This window comes from Micromonospora sp. NPDC049580 (assembly GCF_040675595.1).
Lineage (GTDB): Bacteria > Actinomycetota > Actinomycetes > Mycobacteriales > Micromonosporaceae > Micromonospora.
Window position 1 is genome coordinate 1 of sequence record NZ_JBFAPG010000846.1, and the last position, 1,016, is coordinate 1,016.

At 73.1% G+C, this 1,016-nt stretch carries 2 protein-coding genes; one reads left to right on the plus strand and one right to left on the minus strand.

Translation table 11 applies throughout. From position 1 onward, the window contains the following. Positions 1 to 392 (plus strand): helix-turn-helix domain-containing protein (locus AB0J68_RS32520; protein ID WP_363942766.1); only part of this gene is annotated, 392 nt, incomplete at its 5' end. Between the two features lie 24 nt (positions 393 to 416). On the opposite strand, the gene AB0J68_RS32525 is transcribed toward AB0J68_RS32520, so the two are convergent. Further along, on the minus strand, positions 417 to 1,016 hold a 600-nt coding region (locus AB0J68_RS32525; RefSeq protein ID WP_363942768.1), incomplete at its 5' end, for a TetR/AcrR family transcriptional regulator.

Consider the following 1,016-nt stretch of genomic DNA (forward strand, 5'->3'; position numbering starts at 1 on the left):
AGGCGGACCGCTGTCTGACGGCGCTGGGCGCGCTGGGCCGCGCCGGTCAGGGCGCCAGCACCGCGGAGCTCGGCTTCGTCGGTCTGCTGCTGGGCACGGTCGGTGACCGGGGTGAGCGGGACGTGGCCCAGTTCCTGACCGCCACGGTCGGGCCGGTGGTCGACTACGACGCCCGGCGCGGGACGGCGCTGGTGAAGACGCTGGAGGCGTACTTCGGGGTGGGCGGCAGCCTGGCCCGGGCCGCCGAGCAGTTGCACGTGCACGTCAACACGGTGACCCAGCGGCTGGAGCGGGTCGGGCAACTGCTCGGCGCGGACTGGCAGCGGCCCGAGCGGGCGTTGGAGGTGCAGTTGGCGCTGCGCCTGCACCGCCTGCGCGCCCCTGCGGGTTGACCCCACAGGGGGCGCGCGGTCGGGTCAGCGGGCGCGGATGCCGTCGAGGACGCCGTCGACGACCTGCGTGGGCAGGTTCCGCTCGTCCAGCTCCGGGTTCCACTGCAGGACCCGTTGGATCAGCATCGGCCCGGTGAGCAGCGCCATGGTCACCTCGACGTCGATGTCGGGGCGCAGCAGCCCCTCGTCGATGCCGCGCCGCAGCACCTCGCGCATCAGCTGACGCCGGGGCTCGATGATGGTCTGGTAGAGCTGGTACTGGTCCGGGCTGCGGTTCACCGCCGGCACCAGGCACGGCATGATCTTCGCGGCGCGGGGGTCGACGTTCTGCCCGACCGCGCCGACCAGCAGGAGCAGGTCGTCGCGGACGGAGTGGCCGGCTGGCTGCGGCATGATGCCCTTGAGCCGGCGCAGCGCGTCCAGCAGCAACGCGTCCTTGCCGGCCCAGCGGCGGTAGATGGTGGCCTTGCCGACGCCGGCGCGGGTGGCGATCGCCTCGATCGAGAGCGCCTCGACGGTGCTTCCCTCGGCGAGCAGGTCGAGGGTCGCCTCAGGGACTGGTCGACCAGGCCGGTTGTGCGTCGACGTCGGGCACGTCGTACGAGAAGGACCCGCAGTTCGCCG